Source organism: Cellulosimicrobium sp. MI9406 (assembly GCF_040595865.1).
Taxonomy (GTDB): Bacteria; Actinomycetota; Actinomycetes; order Actinomycetales; family Cellulomonadaceae; genus Cellulosimicrobium; species Cellulosimicrobium funkei.
On sequence record NZ_JALIZI010000011.1, the window covers coordinates 121,444 to 143,593 of the forward strand.

General features: G+C 75.7%; 19 protein-coding genes and 1 pseudogene. 14 read left to right on the forward strand and 6 right to left on the reverse strand.

All coding sequences use genetic code 11. The features are described from left to right. Positions 1 to 244 precede the first annotated feature (244 nt). The 3 genes from MT994_RS18690 to MT994_RS18700 are packed head-to-tail and all read left to right on the forward strand — an operon-like array spanning position 245 to position 5,016. On the forward strand, positions 245 to 2,080 hold the full coding sequence (locus tag MT994_RS18690; RefSeq protein ID WP_354807492.1) for a DAK2 domain-containing protein: 1,836 nt from the start codon (positions 245 to 247) through the stop codon (positions 2,078 to 2,080). Continuing rightward, entirely contained in the window at positions 2,077 to 4,335 is a 2,259-nt protein-coding gene (gene recG, locus MT994_RS18695; protein WP_354807494.1) for an ATP-dependent DNA helicase RecG, read from the forward strand. Before MT994_RS18690 ends, recG begins: the two co-directional genes overlap by 4 nt. A 36-nt stretch (positions 4,336 to 4,371) precedes the next feature. Next, entirely contained in the window at positions 4,372 to 5,016 is a 645-nt protein-coding gene (locus tag MT994_RS18700) for an RsmD family RNA methyltransferase (RefSeq protein WP_354807496.1), read from the forward strand. Positions 5,017 to 5,199: 183 nt separating this feature from the next. Here the strand turns inward: MT994_RS18700 and MT994_RS18705 are convergent, their stop codons facing one another. Further along, positions 5,200 to 5,673 carry a hypothetical protein gene (locus MT994_RS18705; RefSeq protein ID WP_354807498.1) on the reverse strand — a complete coding sequence of 158 codons (474 nt, stop codon included), beginning with the start codon at positions 5,671 to 5,673 and terminating at the stop codon, positions 5,200 to 5,202. Positions 5,674 to 6,025: 352 nt separating this feature from the next. Here MT994_RS18705 and coaD point away from each other — a divergent pair, with 352 nt between their 5' ends. The 6 genes from coaD (at position 6,026) to mutM (ending at position 9,822) form a co-directional block, all read left to right on the forward strand. Further along, positions 6,026 to 6,526 carry a pantetheine-phosphate adenylyltransferase gene (gene coaD / locus MT994_RS18710; RefSeq protein WP_031315746.1) on the forward strand — a complete coding sequence of 167 codons (501 nt, stop codon included), beginning with the start codon at positions 6,026 to 6,028 and terminating at the stop codon, positions 6,524 to 6,526. A 23-nt stretch (positions 6,527 to 6,549) separates the two neighbouring features. After that, a complete protein-coding gene (locus tag MT994_RS18715) occupies positions 6,550 to 7,134 on the forward strand; it encodes a hypothetical protein (RefSeq protein ID WP_228485008.1) in 585 nt (194 codons plus the stop codon). Positions 7,135 to 7,336: 202 nt separating this feature from the next. Continuing rightward, on the forward strand, positions 7,337 to 7,933 hold the full coding sequence (locus MT994_RS18720; protein WP_031315927.1) for a YceD family protein: 597 nt from the start codon (positions 7,337 to 7,339) through the stop codon (positions 7,931 to 7,933). 2 nt (positions 7,934 to 7,935) lie between these two features. Beyond that, positions 7,936 to 8,130 (forward strand): 50S ribosomal protein L32, encoded by a 195-nt coding sequence (rpmF, locus tag MT994_RS18725; protein ID WP_021482203.1) that lies wholly within the window; start codon positions 7,936 to 7,938, stop codon positions 8,128 to 8,130. Positions 8,131 to 8,135: 5 nt separating this feature from the next. After that, complete coding sequence (rnc, locus tag MT994_RS18730; RefSeq protein WP_354807501.1) at positions 8,136 to 8,885, forward strand: ribonuclease III; 750 nt, start codon at positions 8,136 to 8,138, stop codon at positions 8,883 to 8,885. Next, complete coding sequence (gene mutM, locus MT994_RS18735; RefSeq protein WP_354807503.1) at positions 8,878 to 9,822, forward strand: bifunctional DNA-formamidopyrimidine glycosylase/DNA-(apurinic or apyrimidinic site) lyase; 945 nt, start codon at positions 8,878 to 8,880, stop codon at positions 9,820 to 9,822. The genes rnc and mutM overlap by 8 nt, the downstream gene beginning before the upstream one ends. A 17-nt stretch (positions 9,823 to 9,839) precedes the next feature. Here mutM and MT994_RS18740 read toward each other — a convergent pair whose 3' ends face one another. Next, positions 9,840 to 10,781: an NAD(P)-dependent oxidoreductase gene (locus MT994_RS18740; protein WP_354807505.1), complete on the reverse strand. Its 942-nt coding sequence runs from the start codon at positions 10,779 to 10,781 to the stop codon at positions 9,840 to 9,842. 297 nt (positions 10,782 to 11,078) lie between these two features. On the opposite strand from MT994_RS18740, the gene MT994_RS18745 reads away from it, so the two are divergent. Genes MT994_RS18745 through MT994_RS18755 form a run of 3 tightly spaced genes read left to right on the forward strand, consistent with a single transcriptional unit; the run spans position 11,079 to position 14,496 of the window. Continuing rightward, positions 11,079 to 12,566, forward strand: coding sequence for an APC family permease (locus MT994_RS18745; protein ID WP_081600122.1), 1,488 nt, complete (start codon positions 11,079 to 11,081; stop codon positions 12,564 to 12,566). Next, positions 12,563 to 13,096, forward strand: coding sequence for a hypothetical protein (locus MT994_RS18750; RefSeq protein WP_354807508.1), 534 nt, complete (start codon positions 12,563 to 12,565; stop codon positions 13,094 to 13,096). Before MT994_RS18745 ends, MT994_RS18750 begins: the two co-directional genes overlap by 4 nt. Beyond that, positions 13,093 to 14,496, forward strand: a complete 1,404-nt coding sequence (locus tag MT994_RS18755) for a dipeptidase (RefSeq protein WP_354807510.1) — start codon at positions 13,093 to 13,095, stop codon at positions 14,494 to 14,496. Before MT994_RS18750 ends, MT994_RS18755 begins: the two co-directional genes overlap by 4 nt. A gap of 10 nt (positions 14,497 to 14,506) precedes the next feature. Here MT994_RS18755 and cydC read toward each other — a convergent pair whose 3' ends face one another. Genes cydC through MT994_RS18775 form a run of 4 tightly spaced genes read right to left on the reverse strand, consistent with a single transcriptional unit; the run spans position 14,507 to position 20,767 of the window. Then, on the reverse strand, positions 14,507 to 16,321 hold the full coding sequence (cydC, locus tag MT994_RS18760) for a thiol reductant ABC exporter subunit CydC (protein ID WP_354807511.1): 1,815 nt from the start codon (positions 16,319 to 16,321) through the stop codon (positions 14,507 to 14,509). Then, a complete protein-coding gene (cydD, locus tag MT994_RS18765; protein WP_354807512.1) occupies positions 16,318 to 18,102 on the reverse strand; it encodes a thiol reductant ABC exporter subunit CydD in 1,785 nt (594 codons plus the stop codon). The genes cydC and cydD overlap by 4 nt, the downstream gene beginning before the upstream one ends. Next, on the reverse strand, positions 18,099 to 19,211 hold the full coding sequence (gene cydB / locus MT994_RS18770) for a cytochrome d ubiquinol oxidase subunit II (protein WP_085387659.1): 1,113 nt from the start codon (positions 19,209 to 19,211) through the stop codon (positions 18,099 to 18,101). The genes cydD and cydB overlap by 4 nt, the downstream gene beginning before the upstream one ends. 41 nt (positions 19,212 to 19,252) lie before the next feature. After that, positions 19,253 to 20,767, reverse strand: a complete 1,515-nt coding sequence (locus MT994_RS18775; protein ID WP_061266797.1) for a cytochrome ubiquinol oxidase subunit I — start codon at positions 20,765 to 20,767, stop codon at positions 19,253 to 19,255. Between the two features lie 409 nt (positions 20,768 to 21,176). Here MT994_RS18775 and MT994_RS18780 point away from each other — a divergent pair, with 409 nt between their 5' ends. Then, positions 21,177 to 21,299, forward strand: coding sequence for a hypothetical protein (locus MT994_RS18780; RefSeq protein WP_255181389.1), 123 nt, complete (start codon positions 21,177 to 21,179; stop codon positions 21,297 to 21,299). Further along, a pseudogene (locus tag MT994_RS18785) lies at positions 21,296 to 22,150 on the forward strand (hypothetical protein); the annotation flags it as partial. The gene MT994_RS18780 and the pseudogene MT994_RS18785, both read left to right, overlap by 4 nt.

Genomic DNA, 22,150 nt, shown 5'->3' on the forward strand with positions numbered 1-22,150 from the left:
TGTCCCTCGGCGGCTCCTCGACGACGTCGAGGGCGCGCGAAGCACCCGGGCAACCTCGTCAGGGTAGCCGATCCGAGGCCCTGAGCTCAAACCGGGTCCGCGTCGCAGGGATCACGCCGGAGCCGGGGCGGCTCGCCCCACGACCGGGGGCCGGGTTGACTACCGTGGTCCCGACGACCGCCGGGTCGTCCGACCCGCCGCGCGCGGCCGGGCCGTCCCCCAGCGTACGAGGAGCCGTCCCGACGTGAGCCCCGGAGCCGACGTGGTCGACGCCGCCGTCGTCGTCGCGTGGGGTCGTGGCGGTGTCCACGCCCTCGCCCAGGCGCGTGCGTCGCTCGACCGCGTGAACGTCTTCCCCGTGGCCGACGCGGACACCGGCACGAACATGTACCTCACGCTGCTCGACGCCGTGCGGGCGCTGCCTGCGGGCACGGCGGACGCCGCAGGCCCAGCGGGCGGCGCGGGCGACGTCCTCGTGCGTCTCGCGCGCGGGGCGCTCGTCGGGGCGCGCGGCAACTCCGGCGTCATCCTCAGCGAGTACCTGCGCGGGCTCGCGCTCGAGCTCGCCGAGCACCGGACGGTCTCGGGCGCGGCGCTCGCCGTCGGCCTGGACCGGGCAGCGCGGACGGCGCGGGGCGCCGTCGCGCGCCCGGCGCCGGGCACGATCCTCACCGCGGCGGACGCGGCGGCCCGCGCGGCCGCGGACGTGGTCACGGACGGCGACCCCTCGCCCGGTGCCGTCGCCGCGGCGGCGCGGGACGGCGCCCGCGCGGCGGCGCTGCGCAGCACCGACGAGCTCGACGCGCTGGCACGGGCGCAGGTGCTCGACGCCGGGGCCCTCGGCCTCGTGCTCGTGCTCGGCGCGCTCGTCGCCGCGCTCGACGAGCGGACCGGCGGACCGGACCGCACGCAGATCGACGAGCCGGGCCGCGGGCTCGTCGACGCGCGCCTCGACGAGCCCGGCGCGGCGCCGGCGACCCCCGCTCCGGTCGTGTCGGAGGTGCTGGGCATGATGTCCGGCATGACGCCGGTCACCGGGTCGTCCGTGGGGGCGGCGTCGGGGACCGAGGCCGCGCACGAGGGGGGCGAGTTCGAGGTGATGTACGTGGTCGACCTGCCGGGCGGTGCGCTCGCGGGCGCCGTGGGCGCGTCCGCGGCACCGGGGGAGCGGCTGCGGTCCGACCTGTCCCGGATCGGGGACTCCGTCGTGGTCGTCGGCGGCGCGGGCGACGACGGGTCAGGGCTGTGGCAGGCGCACGTCCACACCGACGACCCGATGGCGGCGGTCGTGGCCGGACGGGCGGTGCTCGCCGACGCCCAGGGCCGCGCGTCGCGGGAGGGAGCGGGGGCGCTCGTCGCGCTGCGGCAGGTCCGCGTGCGCCACCTGCCGGGGGCGCACGGGCACGGCCACCTTCCGGAAGCGGCGGGCATCACGGCGGACGGCGGCCCGTCGGACGAGCCGGGGCTCGTCGCGGTGACCAGCGCACCGGGGCTCGTCGCGGACCTCGCGCGCGCGGGCGCCGTCGTGCTCCTGCGCGACGAGCCCGGTGCGTCCGACCTCGCGGCGCTGCACCGCGTCGCCGTCGACGCGCGCGCGGCGCACGTCGTCGTGCTGCCCGGCGGCGACCTCCCCGAGGAGGACGTCGCGACGCTCCGCGCGGCCCTGCGCGAGGACGGCGTCGAGTCGCTCGAGGTGCTCGCGGCCCCGACGGACCTGCACGTGACGGTCGCGCTCGCCGCCGCCCAGCTGGTCGACGGCCCCGGACGCGTGCACGCCGTGCGGTCCGCGCTCGACACGGTGCGCACGTCCCGGGCGTCGGCGGCCGGGACGGACGACCCCGAGGCCGCGCGCCGGCTCGTCGGGCTCCTGGAGGGCCTGCTCGAGCGTCCCGCCGAGGTCGTCACGGTCCTCGCGGACGACGACGTCCCCCTCCCGGCGCTCGACGCGCTCGCCCCCGCGGCCGCCCGCGCCGGGGCCGAGCTCGTGCTCCTGCGCTCGGGCCGGGACGGCGGCACGGTCGCGCTCGCCGCGGAGGGCGCCGTCGTCCACCACGGCACGGACGAGGCGGTGGGCGCATGACGGACCGGCTGGCCGAGCCGCTGACCCGCGCCGTCGGGACGCGCAGCGCGGGACCGCTCGCGAAGCTCGGCCTCGAGACCGTGGGCGACCTGCTGCGCCACTACCCGCGCCGCTACGGCGACCCCGGCCGTCTCACGGACCTCGGCGGGCTCGCCCTCGGCGAGCACGTGACGATCGTCGCCCAGGTCCGCAGCGCGACCGTCCGGCGCATGCGCAACCGCGCGGGCGCCATCCTCGAGGCCGTCGTGACGGACGGCCCGCAGCAGCTCTCGCTCACGTTCTTCGCCAAGAGCCCCAACGTGCTGCGCTACCACGAGCAGCGCCTCGCGCCGGGTCGGCACGGCCTGTTCACGGGCGTCGTCGGCCTCTACCGGGGCACGCGCCAGCTCACGCACCCCGACTACAAGATCATCGGCATGGACGACGACGCCGAGGACGCCGAGAGCGCCGTCCTCGAGGCGAGCAGGCCGATCCCCATCTACCCCGCGAGCGGCAGCATCCCGAGCTGGAAGATCCAGCCCGCCGTGCGGACCGTCCTCGACCCGCTGCGCGAGGAGGACGTCCCCGACCCGCTGCCCGACGCCGTCCGCGAGCGGCGCGGGCTCGGTACCCGGCTCGAGGCGCTGCGCGACGTCCACGAGCCGTACGACGAGAAGCAGTGGCGGCGCGGTCGCGACCGGCTGCGGTACGAGGAGGCGTTCGTCCTCCAGGCTGCGCTCGCGCAGCGGCGTGCCCGGGCCGCCGCCGAGCCCGCGACCGCACGCCCGCCCCGGCCGGAGGGCGAGCCGGGCATCCTCGCGGACTTCGACGCGGCGCTGCCGTTCACGCTCACGCAGGGACAGCACGAGGTGGGCCGGGAGATCGCCGATGACCTCGCGCTCGCGCGCCCCATGCAACGGCTCCTCCAGGGCGAGGTCGGCTCCGGCAAGACCGTCGTCGCGCTGCGCGCGATGCTCCAGGTGATCGACGCCGGCGGCCAGGCGGCGCTCCTCGCGCCCACCGAGGTGCTCGCCGCGCAGCACGCGCGGACCCTGCGGGCGCTCCTCGGGCCGCTCGCCGAGGGCGGGTTCCTCGGGGGCGCCGAGCACGGGACGCGCGTCGCGCTCCTCACCGGCTCGCTCGGCGCCGCCGCGCGCAAGGAGGCCCTGCTCGACGCCGCGAGCGGCGCGGCGGGCATCGTCGTGGGCACGCACGCGCTGCTCTCCGAGAACGTGCAGTTCGCCGACCTCGGGCTCGTGGTCGTCGACGAGCAGCACCGGTTCGGCGTCGAGCAGCGCGACGCCCTGCGGGCGAAGGCCCGCACCTCCCCGCACCTGCTGGTCATGACGGCGACGCCGATCCCGCGCACCGTCGCGATGACCGTGTTCGGTGACCTCGAGACGTCGTCGCTCACGGAGATCCCCGCCGGGCGGTCGGGCATCACGACGCACGTCGTGCCCGCCGGGAACCCCACCTGGATGGAGCGGACGTGGGCGCGCGTGCGCGAGGAGGTCGACGCCGGGCACCGCGCGTACGTGGTCTGCGCCCGCATCCACCCGGACGAGCCGGACGCTGACGCGGGCGGGACGGGGGACGACGACTTCGACGACGTCCCGGACTTCCTGCTCGACCCCGAGGCGCCCGACGCCGTCGAGCGGCCGCCGCTGCGCGCCGTGCTGGAGGTCGCGGAGGAGCTGCGCGCCCACCCGCGGCTCGCCGGGCTGACGGTCGGCGTGCTGCACGGCCAGATGCCGCCCGCGGACAAGGACGCCGTGATGGCCGACTTCGCGTCGGGAGCGGTCCAGGTGCTCGTCTCCACGACGGTCGTCGAGGTGGGCGTCGACGTCCCGGAGGCCACGGCGATGGTCGTGCTCGACGCGGACCGGTTCGGCATCTCCCAGCTCCACCAGCTCCGCGGGCGCGTCGGGCGCGGGTCGGCCGCCGGGCTGTGCCTGCTGGTCTCGACCGCGCAGCCGGGCACGCCCGCCGCGACGCGCGTCGAGACGCTCGCGCGCACGACGGACGGGTTCGAGCTCGCCACCGTCGACCTCGAGCTGCGCAGCGAGGGCGACGTCCTGGGCGCCGCCCAGTCGGGGCGCGCGAGCTCGCTGCGGCTCCTGCGCGTCGTCAAGGACGCGGACGTCATCGAGACCGCGCGGGCGGACGCGGCGGAGGTCGTCGCGCAGGACCCGGACCTCGCGGACCACCCGGCGCTCGCCGCCGCGATCCGCGAGCAGCTCGACCCCGAGCGCGAGGAGTTCCTCGAGCGTGCGTGACGGCAGGGCGCCGCGGTGTCTGCGTAGGGTGGGCGCGTGACGAGGATCGTGGCGGGAACAGTCGGTGGGCGCACGCTGCAGGTCCCGCCCCGCGGCACGCGACCGACGAGCGAGCGCGTGCGAGAGGCGATCTTCTCCCGGCTCGAGCACCTCGGCGTCGTCGACGACGCGCACGTCCTCGACCTCTACGCGGGCTCCGGCGCGCTCGGCCTCGAGGCGGCGAGCCGCGGCGCGGCCGACGTCACGCTCGTCGACTCCGCGCGGGTCGCGGCCGACGTCGCCCGACGCAACGTCGCCGCCCTCGGCCTGTCGAACGTGCACGTCGTCGCGCAGCCGGCCGAGGCGTTCGTCGCCGGCGTGGCGGCGGCCACGGCGCAGCGGTCGGCGGCCGGGGACGCGGCCGGAGCGGCCGGGGCGCCGACCCCGGGGCGTGCCGGCCACGGCCCCTTCCACCTCGTGCTCGTGGACCCGCCCTACGACGTGACGGCCGAGGCGCTCGAGCGCGTCCTCGCGCACCTCGCCGTGCCCGGCGTGCTGGACCCGGCCGCCGTCGTCGTCGTCGAGCGCTCGACGCGCACACCCGAGCCGACGTGGCCCGCCGGCTGGGAGCTCGTCGCGCACAAGGACTACGGCGAGACCGCGGTGTTCTTCGTCGGCCCGGAGCTCCCCGACGACGCATAGCCCGTCGACCACCCGTGTCCGGCCCCACGTCCCCGTCGACCAGGTGGTTCTGGCTCGTCCGGGTCGGCTGACGCACCCAGACCGCCTGCTCGGCCTGCCGGGACTGCCTGGTCGGTGGGCGCGTCGTAGCGAGCCCTGCGGCTCGCGGCGGCAGTCTCCGGTCGGGCCGCGAGGCCGGAAGGCTCAGGCCGTCGGGGCTCGGGTCTCGGCCGGGGAGAGGGTGCCGACGGGCACGGTCGCGAGGGCGGCGGGGTCGTCCGGGTCGACGAGGCGGACGCGGTCCCCGCCTGCGGCGTCGAGCAGGCGGCGGGTCGCGGCGTCGTCGGCGAGCGTGCCCTCGCTCTCGCGGAGATTCTCCGCGAGGAAGGCGCGCAGCGGCGCGGCCGGGACGTCGTCGCCGGCGGCGTGCGGGCCGAGGGGGAACGACACGAGGAGGAGCGCGGGCACGCGCTCGCCGCCCGGGCCGTCGCCGGGCTGGAAGTAGGGGAGTGCCAGGACGCGCGCCCCGAGGCGCGCGTAGAACCGGAGTCGCGCGACCGGGTCGCCGTGGGCCTCGCTGCCCGTGTGGTGCGCGGGGTGCTCGACCTCGCCCACGACGACGAGCGGGTCGAGCGCGCGCCAGTCGTCGAGCGCGGTGGTGACGAGACGACGGCCCACGCCGCCGCCGCGGCGTCCGGGGGGCGATCGCGAGGTAGAGCACGAGGAGGACGCGCGCGTCGGCGAACCACTCGCCGACGACGCCGGCGACGACGCGGCCGTCCTCGACCACGCCGAGGCTGCGCAGCCGCCCGCTCGCGTGGGCGTCGAGCAGCTCCTGCTCGTCGACGAGCTCGGCCGGCGGGAACGACGGCACGAGGACGTCGCGGTGCAGCGAGCGCAGCAGCGCGGGTTCGGTGAGCGGGACGACGGCGGGGGTGGTCACGTCGACCATCGTCGCGCCCGACGACGGTCGGCGCGCGCCCGGCCGCGCCGCCCGGGTCCAGCGGCCCCCGTGTACTACCGTGACGAGGTGACCACAGCCGTCTGTCCCGGGTCGTTCGACCCGATCACCCTGGGCCACCTCGACATCGTCCGCCGTGCGCGCGCCCTCTTCGACGAGGTCGTCGTCGGCGTCGCGCGGAACGCGTCGAAGTCGGCGCTCCTGAGCGTCGACGAGCGCGTGGACCTCGCGCGGTCCGCGGTGCGGGACGCGGGGCTGGACGGCGTCCGGGTCGAGGTCGTGCCGGGGCTGCTCGTCGACTTCTGCCGCGACGTCGGTGCGACGGCGGTGGTCAAAGGCCTGCGCGGTGGTGCCGACTTCGACGCGGAGCTGCCGATGGCGCTCATGAACCGGCACCTCGCGGGGGTCGAGACGGTGTTCGTCGCGGGCGACGCGGCGCTCCTGCACGTCGCGTCGTCGCTCGTGAAGGACATCGCGCGGTACGGGGGACCGGTGGACGACCTCGTCCCGCCGGGGGTGGGCGACGCCGTCCGGGCGGCGCTGGCACGGACGCAGGGGACCAGCAGGTGAGCACGACGGGAAGGACCGGGTACGTGAGCGAGCAGCAGGACCGACGGCCGACGCACGAGGACCGCGCGGGCGAGGAGGCGCAGGTCGGGTTGAACGCGATCCTCGACGACCTCACGCACCTCGTCGAGTCGGCGCGCACGATGCCGATGTCCGCGTCGGTGCTGGTGCACAAGGGCGACGCCCTCGCGCTCCTGGACGAGCTGCGGGGCGCGCTGCCGGAGCAGCTCGCGCACGCGGACGAGGTGCTCGCGCAGGCGGACGCCGTGCTCGAGGACGCGCACCGGCAGGCGGAGGAGATCCTCACCACGGCGCGCGCCCGGGCGATCGAGCTCGTGCAGACGGAGCAGGTGGTGGTCCAGGCGGAGGCGCGCGCCCGCGACATCGTCGACGAGGCGCAGGAGGCGGCGGCCGTGCTGCAGCGCGACGCCGACGACTACTGCGACCGGCGGCTCGCGGACTTCGAGGTGGACCTCGGCAAGCTCCTCGCGCAGGTCCAGGCCGGCCGGGCGAAGCTCGCGGACCGGCTCGGCGACCGCTTCGGCGACGCCGACGAGTCGCCGTTCCCGGCGACGATGCGCGAGCGCGGCGGGGAGCGCGCGGCCCGCTGACGGGCGTGCCGGTCGCCGGGCCCGACCACCGTCGTGGTCGGCGCCGTGAAGGTGGCGACCACGGCGTCGGGTGACGTAAGATCGATGTTTGGCTCGTCGCGTCACGCGTCGACCCGTGCCTGGCAGCCGCCGTCGAGCGGTCGCCGGCCCCCGACCATCGTTGACCACCGTCCGCGGGCACCCACGCCTGCGGGCTCCGATCCTGGAGCGCACCATCACCGCCGAGAAGACGTCGCCGCTCGTGCTCGACACGCACGAGCTCGGTCGGCGACCCGGGAGCATGCTGACGGTCCGCCGGACCGTCCCCGCGCCGGCCGACCTCGGGACCGCCGTCATCGGCATCCCCGAGGGCAGCGAGCTCGAGCTCGACCTGCGTCTCGAGGCCGTCATGGAGGGCGTGCTCGTCTCCGGGACGGTGACGGGGCGCGCGGTCGGGGAGTGCGTGCGCTGCCTCGACACGGTGCACGAGGACGTCTCGGTCGAGCTCGGCGAGCTGTTCGCCTACCCGGAGCGCGCGAAGGCCGCCGAGGAGTCGGGCGACGACCTGGAGGACGCCGAGGACGTCTACGAGCTGGACGGCGACCTCGCGGACATCGAGCCCGCGCTACGGGATTCGGTCGTCACTGCACTACCATTCAGTCCGGTGTGCCGAGCGGACTGCCCGGGGCTGTGCTCCGAGTGCGGTGCGCGCCTGGCGGACGACCCGGGCCACACCCACGAACTTGTCGACCCTCGCTGGTCGGCGCTGGAGAGCATGTTCGACACCTCGAACGTGTCCGACGAGACGAAAGAGAGCTAGCCGTGGCTGTTCCGAAGCGCAAGATGTCGCGCAGCAACACCCGTGCGCGTCGTTCGCAGTGGAAGACGACCGCCGCGAACCTCACCACCTGCCCGCAGTGCAAGGGCGACAAGCTGTCGCACGCGGCGTGCCCGACGTGCGGTACCTACAAGGGCCGCCAGTACGCCGAGGCGCTGCGCACCGAGCACGCAGGCTGAGGCGCGTGGCACCGGCTGCACCGGCATCCGGTCTTCTCGAGAAGCTCGGGGTCCATCTGGACCCCGAGCTTCTCGTGCTTGCGCTCACGCACCGGTCGTTCGCGCACGAGAACGGCGGCATCCCCACGAACGAGCGTCTCGAGTTCCTCGGTGACACCGTCCTGGGCCTCGTCGTCACGGAGACCCTCTACCGCCGCCACCCCGACCTGTCCGAGGGCGAGCTCGCCAAGATGCGGGCCGCGACCGTCTCGCAGAAGTCGCTCGCCGCGATCGCGCGCCGGCTCGGCCTGGGGCAGTACGTGCTGCTCGGCAAGGGCGAGATCCGCACGCGCGGCAACGACAAGGACTCGATCCTCTCCGACACGGTCGAGGCGATCATCGGCGCGGTCTACCTGAGCCACGGCCTGGAGCCTGCCCGCGGGCTCGTGCTCGGGCTCGTCGAGCCGACGCTGTCGGCGGCGGCGGGTCTGGGCGCCGGGCTCGACTGGAAGACGTCGCTCCAGGAGGCCGCGGCCGCGGCCGGGCTGAGCGCGCCGTCGTACTCGAGCGACGCCGTCGGACCGGACCACGCGCGGGTCTTCACGTCGTACGTGCACCTCGACGGCCGCCTCTACGGCACGGGCAGCGGGACGGCGAAGAAGTACGCCGAGCAGGAGGCCGCGGAGCGCGCGTACCGCGCGCTCGCGGCGGAGCAGGCCGAGCGCGAGGCGGCGTCCGCGTCCTCGCCGGTCGCCGCCGAGGACGCCGGTGCCTGAGCTGCCCGAGGTCGAGACCGTCCGTGACGGTCTCGCCCGCCACGTCGTGGGCGCCCGCGTCGTCGACGTGGAGGTGCTGCGCGACTACAGCGTGCGGCGCCACGAGGGCGGGCCGGCGGGCTTCCGCGACGAGCTGCTCGGCCAGCGGCTCGGCGCCGCGGTGCGCCGCGGCAAGTTCCTCTGGCTCCCGCTCGAGCCCGCCGCCGGGTCCGACGACGGCCCCGCCGCCGCCCTGCTGGCCCACCTCGGGATGTCGGGCCAGCTCCTCGTCCGCTCCGGCGTCGCGCTCGCGGACCGGGCGCCGCACCTGCGGGTGCGCGTGGTGCTCGAGCACGACGACCGCACCGCCTACGGCGCGCAGGCGCTCGACTTCGTCGACCAGCGCACGTTCGGGCACCTGTCCGTCCAGGACCTCGTCCCGACGCCCGACGGCGCCCCCGGCGGCCTCGGCTCCGACCTCGCCGCGGTCCCGGCGCCGGTCGCGCACATCGGCCGGGACCTGCTCGACCCGTCGCTGCGGCGCGACGACGTGGTGGACGCGATCCGGCGTCGTCGGACGGGCGTCAAGCGCGCGCTGCTCGACCAGACCGTCGTGTCCGGGGTCGGCAACATCTACGCGGACGAGGCGCTGTGGCGCGCCCGGCTGCACTACGCCCGCGCGACGGACACGCTGCGCCGTCCCGAGGCGCACCGCCTGCTCGACGCGGCGGCCGAGGTCATGACCGAGGCCCTCGCGCAGGGCGGCACGAGCTTCGACGCGCTGTACGTCAACGTGAACGGGCAGTCCGGCTACTTCTCGCGGTCGCTCGCCGTGTACGGGCAGGAGGGCGAGCCGTGCCCCCGGTGCGGCACGCCCGTCCGGCGCGACGAGTTCATGAACCGCTCGTCGTACACGTGCCCGCGGTGCCAGCCGCGCCCCCGCAACGGCCGCTGGTAGACCCCGGAAGCGCCCCCTCAGCGGGGGACGACGTTGCGGAGCTCGCGGCCCGCGCGGAGCGCGTCGAGGTTGGCGTTGACGAGCTCGGACGCGCGCTCGGGCCGGTTGCCCGCGACGTGCGGCGTGAGGACCAGGCGCGGCGCGTCCCACAGGGGTGACTCCGCGGGCAGGGGCTCGGACCCGGTGACGTCGAGCGCGGCGCCGCCGAGGCGCCCGTCGTGCAGCGCGGCGACGAGCGCGTCCTCGTCGACCGTGGCGCCGCGGCCGACGTTGACGAAGACCGCGTGGTCGGGGAGCTGGTCGATCCGCGCGGCGTCGAACGCGTGCCGCGTCGTGTCGAGGGCGGGCAGGAGCGAGACGAGCACGTCGGTCGAGGCGAGCACGTCGGGGAGGTCGTCGTCGGTCACGACGGGGAAGCCGTGCCGCTCGCCGCGGCGGCTCGCGACGCCCGTCACGTCGGCGCCGAGCGCCGCGAGCAGCGGCGCGAGCCGGGCGGCGATCGAGCCGAAGCCCCACACGGTCACGCGTGCGCCGTCGAGCGTGTAGCGCGCGGCCGTCGCCGGGTCCGCCTGCGCCTGGTTCACCGCGGTGTCCCACCGGTGCTCGCGCTGCGCCGCCCCGAGCACGTCGAGCCGGCGCACGACGGCGAGGACCAGCGCGAGCGCGTGCTCGGCGACGGGGCCGTCGTGCAGGGACCGGCCCGAGGTGATCGTCACGTCCGGCCCGAACCCGGCCGCGAGCACGGCGTCGGGGCCCGCGGCGAGCGTCTGGACCCAGCGCAGGCGGGGGAGCCGCGCCGCGGCGTCGGCGAGGTTCTCCGCGGAGCTGCCCCACACCACGAGCACCTCGGCGTCGGCGTCCTCGGGGCGGAACGGGGCCGCGGCGTCGTACACGACGACCTCGTCGTCCGGGCCCGCGTGCACGTCGAGGGCGATGGTGCCGGGCACGAGGATCTTCACCGCTGCTCCTTGAGGGTCGTCCGTGGTGTCGTCACGGCCCTCGCGCTGCGCGGGACGGGCCGCCTCGCGAACGTATCACCGCGTCCGAGCCGCCACCGAGCCGCCCTCGCGCCACCTCTGAGCAGGCCCGGCGCCGACCCCGCGCCGGCGCGGCTCCCGGTCCGCGCCCCGGCAGAGCCCCGGACGACTCCCCAGGCGCGACCTGCGTCGCGGCGATATGTTCGCGGTGTTCCGACGACGCGCCGTCCGCGCGCCGTCCCGGTCGGCCCTGGCGGGGTCACGGCTTCGGGGGTGGGGATGGGCTCGTCCACGGGCGCGCCGACGCACGCTGAGGTGCGCGCGGCGATCACGGCACGGACACCGAAGAACTACATCACGTGGCTCACGCTCGCGTTCATGATCACGTCGTCGGTCGCGAGCCTGCGCGCCGCGCCGACCATGGCGGTCTACGGCCTCGCGGCCGTGTTCCTCTACGTGGTCCCGGCGCTCGTGTTCCTGCTCCCGACGTCGCTCGTGTCTGCCGAGCTCGCGTCGGGGTGGTCGGGCGGCGTGTACCGCTGGGTCGCGGACGGCGTGTCGAAGCCGCTCGGGTTCCTCGCGATCTGGTGCCAGTTCGCGATGACGATCTTCTACTACCCGAGCCTGCTCGGGTACGTCGCGAGCACGTTCGCCTACGTCATCAACCCGAGCCTCGCGAGCAACGGGCTCTACGTCGCCATCGTCATCGTCGTGCTCTTCTGGACGGGCGTGTGGCTCTCCTCCCAGGGCACCAAGACGGTCGCGGGGCTGTCGAGCTGGGGCCTCGTCATCGGGACGCTCGTCCCGGCCGCGATCCTCGTCGTGCTCGGCGTCGTCTTCCTGGCCCAGGGCAACCCGTCGGCCGCGCCGATGGACGCGCAGCACCTGCTGCCGGCCTGGACCGGGCTCGCGTCGCTGGTGCTCATCGTCAACAACTTCCTGTCGTACGCGGGCATGGAGATGAACGCGGTGCACGTGACGAGCCTGCGCAGGCCGGCGACGGAGTTCCCGCGGTCGATGTTCCTCGCGATCGGGCTCGTCCTCGTGATCTTCATCCTTCCGGCCGTCGCGATCAGCTGGGTGATCCCGGCTGACCAGCTCAGCCTGACCGCCGGGGTGATGCAGGCGTTCGACGCGTTCTTCGCCAACTTCGGCGTGAGCTGGCTGACGCCGATCCTCGGCCTCATGCTCATCGCGGCGTCGCTCGGCGGCATGCTCACGTGGCTCGCCGGGCCGTCCAAGGGCCTGCTCACGGTCGCGCGCGAGGAGGGCTACCTCCCGCCGTTCCTGCAGCGGCTCAACAAGCACGGCGTGCAGCAGAACATCCTCGTCACGCAGGGCGTCATCACGACCGGCATCGCGCTCCTGTACGCCTTCATCCCCGACGTCTCGAGCGCCTACTGGATCCTGTCCGTCATCACGACGCAGGTGTACCTCGTCATGTACCTGCTGCTGTTCGTCGCGGCGGTGCGGCTGCGCCGTCGGGCACCCGACCACCCGCGCGGCTACCGCGCGCCCGCGCTGACGCTCCTGTGCGTCGTCGGGTTCTGCGCCTCGGTGGCCGCGATGATCATCGGGTTCGTGCCGCCCGCGCAGTTCTCCAGCGGGAACGTGGGCGTCTACGTGCTGATCGTCGGTGGCGGCCTCGGGATCATCGGCATCCTCGTCCCGGCGCTCTTCTACCTGCTGCGCAAGCCGTCCTGGAGGGACCCCGAGGCCGCGGCGCTCGCGGCGGCGGACGAGGCGGGGGAGGGCGACGCGGCATGACCACGACCCGTCCCTCCCACGTCCCCGAGCACGAGCCCGAGCCGGTCTCGTCGAAGCGGTGGGTCACGTACACCGCCGCCGCGCTGCTCCTCGTCGCCCTCGGCGCCGTCATGCTGATCGTCTTCGACGACGTGCGGTCGAACCGCGACGCGCGCGAGGCCGAGCAGAAGGCGGCCGAGCTGCACGAGCAGTTCGCCGCGATCGGGATCACCGCCTTCAGCGAGGAGACGATCGCCGACGTCCTCGGCGACGACGGCGGCGGCTTCTGTGCCGACCCGGCCGCCCTCGTCGAGGCGACCGCCGACCTCGGCGCGGCGAACGGGGCCGCCGGCCCGGGCCTGCGGCCGTCCGTGCTCGACGAGCGCCGCCTCGCCGGCGACCGGCTCGTCATCGAGGTCTACTGCCCTGAGCAGCTCGCCGCGTTCGACGCGTACGTGGACTCGCTCGACCTCGACCCCGGCCGCACCACCGAGCAGGGCGGCGAGGGCACCGACGCCACCACCGGAACCACGACCGAGGAGGACGCGTGAGCCAGCCGAGCACCGGAGCACGACCCGACGCCACCGGGCACGTCGAGGAGGTGCGGGCCGCCGTGCAGGGCCTCCTGCCGCGCGCGCTCGACGACCTGCGCACGCTCGTCGCCATCCCGTCCGTCGCCGACGAGCGCCTCTACCCCCGCGCCGAGTGCGAGCGCGCCGCGCGCTGGGTGGCCGACGCGTTCCGCGCGGAGGGGATCGACACGCGCCTGGAGGTCACGCCCGACGGGTCGCAGGTCGTCCTGGGCCACCGTCCCGGACCCGACGGCGCGCCCACCGTCCTGCTCTACGCGCACTACGACGTTCAGCCGCCCCTCGACGACGCCGCGTGGACCAGCCCGCCCTTCGAGCTCACCGAGCGCGACGGTCGCCTCTACGGGCGCGGCGCCGCGGACTGCAAGGGGAATGTCGTCACGCACCTCACCGCGCTGCGGGCCCTGCGCGCGCTCGGCGGCGACGACCTCCCCGTCGGGGTCCGGCTCGTCGTCGAGGGCTCCGAGGAGCAGGGGACGGGCGGTCTCGACCGGTGGGTCGAGGAGAACCCCGGAGCGCTCGCGGCCGACGCGATGCTCGTTCAGGACACCGGCAACGCCGAGCTCGGCCTCCCGACGCTCACCGTCACCCTGCGCGGCGCGGCGAACGTCGTCGTGCACGTCGAGGCGCTCGAGGGCGAGATCCACTCCGGCATGTTCGGCGGCGCCGCGCCCGACGCGCTCGCGGCTCTCGTCGCGATCCTCGCGAGCCTGCGCGACGAGCACGGCGACACGACCATCGACGGCGTGCCGCGCGCCGTCGCGCACGGCACGTGGGACGGGGTCGCGTACGACGAGGACCAGTTCCGCCGCGACGCGGGCGTGCTCGACGGCGTCGGGCTCGTCGGGACCGGCAGCGTCGCCGACCGGCTGTGGGCGCGGCCCGTCGTGACGATCCTCGGGATCGACGCGCCGAGCGTCGTCGGCTCGGCGGCCGCGATCCAACCGCGCGCGTCCGCCCGGCTCAACCTGCGGGTGCCGCCCGGCGCGGACGCCCAGGACCTGCAGGACAAGCTCGTCGCACACCTCGAGGCCCACGCGCCCTGGGGGGTGCGCGTACGGGTCGAGCGCGACGCCGTCGGGCAGCCGTTCGCGGCCCGCACGAGCGGGCACGTGTTCGACACGCTCACGGGGGCGCTCGCGGACGCGTACGGGCGCGAGACGGTCACGGCGGGCCAGGGCGGCTCGATCCCGCTGTGCAACGTGCTCGCGGGCCAGTACCCGGACGCGGAGATCGTGCTCCTCGGGGTCGAGGAGCCCGCGTGCCTCATCCACGCGCCGAACGAGTCGGTCGCGCCCAGCGAGATCGAGAACCTCGCGGTCGGCGAGGCGCTGTTCCTCGCGCGCCTCGGCGAGGGCTGACGCCGCGGGCTCAGCGCACCGCGGGGGCCTCCTGGTCGAGCGCCCAGCGGTAAGCGGGGAGCTTGAGGAGCTCGGCGTGCGTCCCGCGCGCGACGACGCGTGCGGCGGCGCCGTCCGGCGCGGCGTCGGGGACGCCGAGCAGCAGCACCTCGTCGACCGCCTCCAGCGCGCTCAGCCGGTGCGTCGCGAGGACGACGCCGCGCCGGTCCTGCGCGGCGCGCGTCGTCGCGACGAGGTGCCGCACGAGCGCGTCGGCGCCCGTGGCGTCGAGGTGCTCCGCGGGCTCGTCGAGCAGCAGCAGCGGCGCGGGGGACAGGAGCGCGCGGGCCACGAGCAGACGGCGGCGCTCGCCGCCCGAGACCGTGGTGGCGTCGGGGCCGAGCAACGTCTCCAGTCCGTCGGGCAGCGCGGCGAGCCACGGGTCGAGGCCGACGGCCCGCAGGGCGGCCTCGGCCTCCTCGGTCGTGACGTCGCCGCGCGCGACGCGCAGGTTCTCCAGCACGGTCGTGTCGAACACGTGCCCGTCCTCCGCGACGAGCACGACGTGGTGCGCCACGTCCTCGCGCGCGAGGTCGGCCGTCGGGACGCCGTCGAGGAGCACGCGCCCCGCGACCCCCGGGACGAGCCCGGCGGCGGTCGCGAGCAGCGTCGTCTTGCCGACGCCCGACGGCCCGACGACGGCGACCGCACGGCCCGGCGTGAGCGCCAGGTCGACGCCCTCGACGACGGTGCGTCCGGTGCCCGGCCAGCCGGCCGCGACGTCGTCGAGCACGAGGGACGTGCGCGGGTCGGGGGCGCGGCCCGACTCGCCGGGGGCGGGGGTCGGCGCGCGGCCGGCCGCGGGCGTCGGCCCGTCGAGGAGCCCGACGACGCGCGCGGCGGCCTGCCGCGAGCGGTGGAGCTGGACGGCGGCGGCGGGCAGCGTGTTCGCCGCCTCGAACACCGCGAGGGGCGTGAGGACGATGACGGACAGCTCGACGGGCGCGAGCGTGCCGGCGGTGACGGCCGGGATGCCGAGCAGGAGCGACGCGAGCACCGCGAGGCCGACGGCGAGCGCGGCGATCCCGGCCGCGACCCCGGCGGGGCGGGCGCCGTCGTCGGTCACGCGGGCCAGCGCCCGGTCGGTCGCGCGCAGGTCGTCCAGGCGCGTGCCGAGGCGCCCGGACACGGCGAGCGGCCCGGACTCCTCGAGGATCTCCAGCGTCGTGGCGGTCATCGCCGCGCGCGTCGTGGCGCCGCGCGCCTCGACCTCGCGCGCCGACCGGGCGGAGAGCCACGGCGCGACGACGGCGGCGAGCAGGAGGCACAGCGCGAGCGCGACCCCGGCCGCGGGCAGGAAGGCGCCCACGAGCACGACGGACCCCACCGACACGGCGAGCGCGACCCCGGCGGGCACGAACGCGCGCACGACCACGTCGCCGACCGCGTCGACGTCCGCGCCGACGCGCGCGAGCAGGTCGCCCCGCCGCAGCCCCACGAGCGCTGCGGGCGAGCCCTGCGCCAGCGCGGTGTAGAGGTTGGCGCGCAGGGACGCCATGCCGCGCAGCGCGACGTCGTGCGACGCGAGCCGCTCGAGGTACCGGAAGACGCCGCGCGAGATGCCGAACGCGCGCACGCCGACGACCGCGACGGACAGCGTGAGGACCGGCGGCATCTGCGAGGCGCGCGCGATGAGCCACGCCGCGGCGGCCGCGAGGCCGACGGCGCTCCCGAGCGAGAGCGTGCCGAGCACGACCGCCCACACGACGCGGCGCCAGCGCACGTCGAGCAGCCCGACCGCCCGCCACAGCGGGTCGGCGGCGAGGCGGGCACGAGGACCGGTCACGGGACGCTCCCCTCGGGGGTCGTGGAGGTGACGGCACCGACCGCCACGGCGGTGTCCCGGGGGTCGGCCGGGTCGGCGCCCGGGCTCGCCGGGGACGGGTCGAGCCGTGCGGAGCGGACCTCGACCACGTCGTCCGCGGCGCGCACGAGCGAGGCGCGGTGCGCGACCACGACGACGGTGCGCCCCTGGTCGCGGAACGCGCGCACGGCGTCGAGCACGACCTGCTCGCCGCGCGCGTCCAGGTGGGCGGTCGGCTCGTCGAGCACGACGAGCGGGACGCGCGCCGGGTCGCCGAGCAGCGCCGCGGCGAGCGCGACGCGCTGCCGCTGGCCGACGCTCAGCCCGACACCGCCGCGCCCGACCTCGGTGTCCCAGCCCGCGGGCAGCGTGGCGAGCACCGTGTCGAGGCCGGCGGTGCGCGCCGCGCGGTCGAGGTCGGCGTCGGTGACGTCCAGCCCGCCGGCGACGACGTCGCGCAGCCGCCCCGGCGCGAGCACGGGGCGCTGGGGGAGCCACGCGACCTGGGGCCAGTACGTCTCGGGGTCGACGTCGGCCAGGTCGAGCCGGTCGCCGTCGGGCGCGGTGAGGGTCGCGGTGCCGCGGTCGGGCCGTACGAGGCCGAGCAGGACCATCGCCGTCGTCGTCTTGCCCGCGCCGCTCGGCCCGGTGAGGGCCACGACGCGGCCGCTCGACGTCCCGAGCCGGAGCTCGAGGTCGAGGTCGGCGGGCGCGAGCACGTCGCGCTCCCCGGCGCGCACGCTCACGCCGCGCAGGGCGAGCGTCGTCCCGGCGAGCGCGGGCGCGGGTGCGGTGCCCGGCGCGGGCGCGTCCTCGTCGAGGACGGCGAACGCCTGCTCGGCCGCGGCGATGCCGTCGGTCGAGGCGTGGAAGTGCAGGCCGACCTGGCGCAGCGGGAGGTAGACCTCGGGGGCGAGCACGAGGACGGCGAGCGCCGGCTCGAGCTCCATGCCGCCGTGCACGAGGCGCAGGCCCACGCCCACGGCCACCACGGCCACGGACAGGGTCGTGAGGAGCTCGAGCACCATGCCGGAGAGGAACGCGACGCGCAGCGTGCCCATCGTGGCGCGGCGGTTGGCCTCGCCCAGCGCGCGCACGCGCCGCTCGGGGCCGCGCGCGCGACCGAACGCGAGGAGCGTCGGCAGACCGGCGAGCAGGTCGAGCACCTGCGCGCCGAGCCGCTGCATGACGACGAGGCGCCGCTCCGACGTGCCCGCGGTGAGGCGCCCGACGAGCGTCATGAAGATCGGGACGAGGGGGATGGTCACGGCGATGATCACGGCCGAGACCCAGTCCAGGCCCAGCACGACGGCGAGCGTCGCGGGCGTGACGGTGGCGGCGAGCAGGAGCTGGGGCAGGTACCGCACCATGTAGGGCTCGAGCTGGTCGAGCCCGCGCGTCGCGAGCGTCGCGACCTCGGGGCCGCGCCCCGAGGCCAGCCACCGCGGGCCGAGCGCCACGGCGTGCGTGACGACCTGCTCGCGCAGCTCGGCGACGGTCCGCGTCGCGGCACGCAGCGCGAAGCGCTCCTGCGCCCACGAGGTGCCGGCGCGCGCGGCGACGACGGCGGCGAGCAGCCCGACCCGCGGCCCGAGGTCGGCCAGGTCGGCCGTCCCCTGGACGGCCGGCGCGAGGACCGACGCGAGGACGAGGGCCTGGGCGACGACCAGGGCCGCCGTGGCGAACCCGAGCACCGCCGTCAGGACGACGTACCCTCGCGCGGCCCGCGCGTGGCGCAGGAGCCGCGGGTCGAGCGGCTTCACGAGCCGGAGCCCCCGCCGTCGGTCAGGCCACGGCCGGTCGAGCCGCCCGAGGACGCCCCGCCGAACGCCGCCTCGCGGACCTTCTTGAGCGACAGGCCGGCGGGCGCGGGGATGTCCTTCGTCGACAGGCGGCGGCGGAACACCCAGTACGTCCACGACTGGTAGGCGATGACGAGCGGCGTGAGGATCACGGCGACCCACGTCATCACGGTGAGCGTGTAGTCGGTCGACGACGCGTTGTGCACCGTCAGCGAGTTCGCCGGGTCGACGGCGGGCATCACGTCGGGGTACATCGAGCCGAAGATCAGCACGACGGCGGCGACGATCGTCAGGGCCGACGCCGTGAACGCGCGCCCCTCGGAGCCCTTGCGGTTCGCGAGGAGCGTCGTCACGAGCCCGGCCGCGGCGAGCACGACGGCGGCCCACGTCCAGGGCACCGAGTACGCGACCTGGGCCCAGACGGCCCAGCCGCCGGCGAGCACGAGCGCGGCCACGCCGAAGACCGAGGCGTGCTGACGGGCGCGGGCGCGGATCTCGCCGTCGGTCTTGAGCGCGACGAAGACCGAGCCGTGCAGCAGGAACAGGCTCAGCGTGACGAGACCGCCGAGGAGCGCGAACGGCGACAGGAGCGAGAAGAAGCCGCCGACGAACTGGTGGTCGGCGTCGAGCTGCACGCCGCGCACGAGGTTGGCGAACGCGACGCCCCACAGCACGGCGGGGACCCACGACCCGACCTGGATCGCGACGTCGCAGCGGCGCGCCCAGCCCTCGTCGCGGATCTTGCCGCGGTACTCGAACGCGACGCCGCGCACGATGAGCGCGACGAGGATGAGCAGGAGCGGCAGGTAGAAGCCGGAGAAGAGCGTCGCGTACCACTCGGGGAAGGCGGCGAACGTCGCGCCGCCCGCGGTGAGCAGCCACACCTCGTTCCCGTCCCAGACGGGGCCGATGGTGTTGATGAGGACGCGGCGCTCCTTCTCGCGGTGCTCCTTGTCACCGCGCGGGAGGATCGACAGCAGCATGCCGACCCCGAAGTCGAAGCCCTCGAGCACGAGGTAGCCGGTCCACAGGACCGCGATGAGCACGAACCAGACGACGGCGAGATCCACGGTGTCTCCTGAGTTTTCTGGGCGGGTTCAGGCGCGTCGTGTCAGTACGCGAAGGACAACGGACGGTCGGCGGACTCGGAGTCCTCGTCCGGCGGCTCCTGGGCCTCCGGGGACTCGTCGCGGACCGTGAGCGGGACGCCCTCGATCGCGTAGCGCCGCATGAGCGTGAACCAGACCGCGGCCAGCGCCCCGTAGACGAGCGTGAAGACGATCATCGAGGTCAGCACCACGCCGGGGCTCACCACGGTGGACACGCCGCGCTCGGTGAGCAGCCGGATCTGGTCGATGCCCGTCGGGTTCGGCGCGACGACCCAGGGCTGGCGGCCCATCTCCGTGAAGATCCAGCCGAACGAGTTCGCGAGGAACGGCATGGGGATGGCGATGAGGCCGACGCGCGCGAACCACTTGTTGTCCGTGACCCGGCCCTTGCGGGTGAGCCACAGCGCCATGAGCGCGAGGAGCACGGAGCCGGCGGCCATGCCGATCATGAGCCGGAAGGACCAGTAGGTCATCGCGAGGTTCGGCGTGTACGTGACGGGGTCGCCGGAGGCGGTGACGTCGCCGTAGCGCTCGGTCATCTGCTCCTGGACGTCCTCGACGCCGGGCAGGTAGCTCTCCGGCCCGGAGAAGTGGCCTGTGCCGAGGTAGGACGCGAGACCGGGGATCTCGATGAGGTGCCGGACGTTCTCGCACGAGTTCGACAGGTCGCCGATCGTGAGGATGGAGAACGCGGCGCCCTCCGAGCCCTGGCAGAGCGCCTCGGCCGACGACATCTTGCCGGGCTGCTGCTCGTACATGATCTTGCCCTGGATGTCGCCGGAGACGGCGACCCCGAGACCGCCGACGAGCATGGCGATGACGCCGAGCGTGACGGCCGGGCGGTAGACGTCGCGCGCGAGCTCGACGTTCTCCGCCTTGCGGGTGCGCACGAGACGGACCATCCACCAAGCGGCGATGCCGGTGACGAACGTGCCCGCGGTGAGGAAGGTCGCCGTGATCTGGTGCGGGAACGCGGCCCAGAGGGTGTTGTTCGTGAGGACGGCGCCGATGTCGTTCATCTCGGCGCGCCCGGTCTCCGGGTTGAAGATCGCGCCGACCGGGTGCTGCATCCACGAGTTCGCGGCGAGGATGAAGAACGCGGAGAGGTTGGTCGCGATCGCGACGGCCCAGATGCACGCGAGGTGCACCTTCTTGTTGAGGCGGTCCCACCCGAAGATCCACAGGCCGAGGAACGTCGACTCGATGAAGAACGCGGCGAGCGCCTCCATGGCGAGCGGCGCGCCGAACACGTCGCCGACGAAGCGCGAGTACTCGCTCCAGTTCATGCCGAACTGGAACTCCTGCACGATGCCGGTCACGACGCCGAGCGCGAAGTTGATGAGCAGCAGCTTGCCGAAGAACTTCGTCAGGCGCAGCCAGCGCTCGTTGCCGGTGCGGACCCACGCCGTCTGCATGATCGCGACGAGCGGCGACAGGCCGATCGTCAGCGGGACGAAGATGAAGTGGTAGACGGTCGTGATGGCGAACTGCCACCGCGCCAGGGCTAGGGCATCCACGTGCGCTCCTCGGGGGGCCCGACCGGGTCGGGGAAGGGACAACGGCGTAGGGGAGTGTTGCCGGAGCCGGCGGCCGGACGACCGGTCGCCTCCTCCGACGGTAGTTCCAATCTGCCGCATCAGCAGGGCCGGAAATGACGAGGAGTACTGAAAACACGCCGCTTGTGACTATGTTCACAAGGTCCCGGGACGTTGGTCCCGACCCCCCGGGACCGGCGGCCCGGGGCGCGGTGCGTGTCGCCCGGGTTCGTCCGCACCCCTGTGCGATACTGGGCGGAGCCGGGCGGGCTCCGCATCGCTCACCCGGCGAGCACGAGATCGCGGCACCAGCGGACCGCGGCAGTCGGCGCGCCGACCGGGGCGAAGGGCCCGGTGGCAGGCGCCCGCGCCGCGCACGCGGACCGCGGCCGTGACCGACGACTTCCGTCGCCGGACGACGCGCTCCGGTGCGCTCGTCCCGAGCGACGACCGACCGCCCGACGGGCCGCACGGTGCGGGGCGGTCCCTGTGGCAGCAGGAGCACGACGCGTGACGCTCGACAGCACCTCCGACAGCACCCCCTCAGAGTCGACGGCGGACGCCGCCGCGGACCGGGCCGAGAGCCCGACGACCCCGGCGCGCAAGCCCGCCCGCCGCCGCGCGACGCGCAGCGCGGCACCGCCGCAGACGCCGCCGGCGGCGACGGCTGCCTCCGACGTCGCCGCGTCTGCGGCGGCCACCGCGGACGCGACCCCGGCGCCCGAGGCGCCCGTGACCGCACCCGTGGCCGAGGCCACGACCCCGCCCGCGCGCCGCTCGCGTCGCGCGACCCGCACCACGCCGACCGTCGCCGCTCCGGCGGCCGACGCGGCTCCCGCTGCGTCCGCCCCGGCCGACGTCCCGGCAGACGCGAGCCCCGCGGCCGCCGACGCCGTGGCGGAGCCGCCGGCGGCAGAGCCCGCCCCGCGCGCCCGCGCGCCGCGCCGCGCCCAGGGCGGCGGCAAGAAGGCGAAGGCCCCGGCTGGCGACGCGCCGCTCGACGTCCTCTCCGAGTTCGGCCTCAGCGCACCGCCCGCCGCCGAGCAAGCCCCGGCCCCCACGGTGGCACCTGACGCCGACGCCCTGCTGGGCGCGGCCGACGCGCCGCGCCGCGCGAAGCGCACCCGGGCGACGCGCACGACCGCGCAGGCTCCGGCCGTCGAGGCCGCGCCGGTCGCCGAGCCGGACGCCCCGGCCGCAGACACCGCGCCGTCCGGCGCGCCGACGACGGCCGAGCCCGTCGAGGCACCCGCTGCGAAGAAGCCCGCGCGCCGGTCGCGCCGCGCGACCTCCGCGGCAGCGGCCCCGACCGCCGAGACCGCGGCCCCGGCCGCCGAGGCTGCTGCCCCGGCGGTGGCCGACGCG

Coding starts and splice junctions, on each gene's coding strand:
- MT994_RS18745 (WP_081600122.1), top strand. CDS start 11,079: ATGGGCTCGTCCACGGGCGCGCCGACGCACGCTGAGGTGCGCGCGGCG.
- MT994_RS18750 (WP_354807508.1), top strand. CDS start 12,563: ATGACCACGACCCGTCCCTCCCACGTCCCCGAGCACGAGCCCGAGCCG.
- recG (WP_354807494.1), top strand. CDS start 2,077: ATGACGGACCGGCTGGCCGAGCCGCTGACCCGCGCCGTCGGGACGCGC.